This is a genomic window from Pseudomonas sp. 50_B (genome assembly GCF_017491625.1).
Classification (GTDB): Bacteria; Pseudomonadota; Gammaproteobacteria; order Pseudomonadales; family Pseudomonadaceae; genus Aquipseudomonas; species Aquipseudomonas danubii.
Window position 1 is genome coordinate 1 of sequence record NZ_JAFGYX010000160.1, and the last position, 446, is coordinate 446.

The following is a 446-nucleotide window of genomic DNA, read 5'->3' on the forward strand; positions in this document are numbered from 1 at the left end:
CTTCAATAACATCATCGCGAAGTACAACAACGGCCACGTCCTCGATCTGACGGACGCCGCCTGTCGGACGAAGAGGTAAGCATGTTCGGAAAATTGACGCTTTCGGCGATCCCGTTCGATCAGCCGATCATCATGGGCGCGGGCGCGTTCATGGTGCTCGTCGTGCTCGGGATTCTGGGCGCGCTCACCTATACGAAGCGCTGGAAATGGCTGTGGTGCGAGTGGCTCACGACCGTCGACCACAAGAAGCTCGGCGTGATGTACATCATCGTTGCGCTCATCATGCTGCTGCGCGGCTTCGCCGACGCGGTGATGATGCGCCTGCAGCTCGCGCTCGCGTACAACGGGCCCGGCTACCTGCCGCCGCACCACTACGATCAGGTGTTCACCGCGCACGGCGTCATCATGATCTTCTTCATGGCGATGGCGTTCATGATCGGCCTGAT

At 60.1% G+C, this 446-nt stretch carries 1 protein-coding gene; it reads left to right on the forward strand.

Annotated elements, in window-relative coordinates; genetic code table 11:
* Positions 1–81: 81 nt before the first annotated feature.
* Positions 82–446: cbb3-type cytochrome c oxidase subunit I (locus J5M73_RS31400; protein WP_207816967.1), on the forward strand; the 365-nt coding region annotated here is incomplete at its 3' end.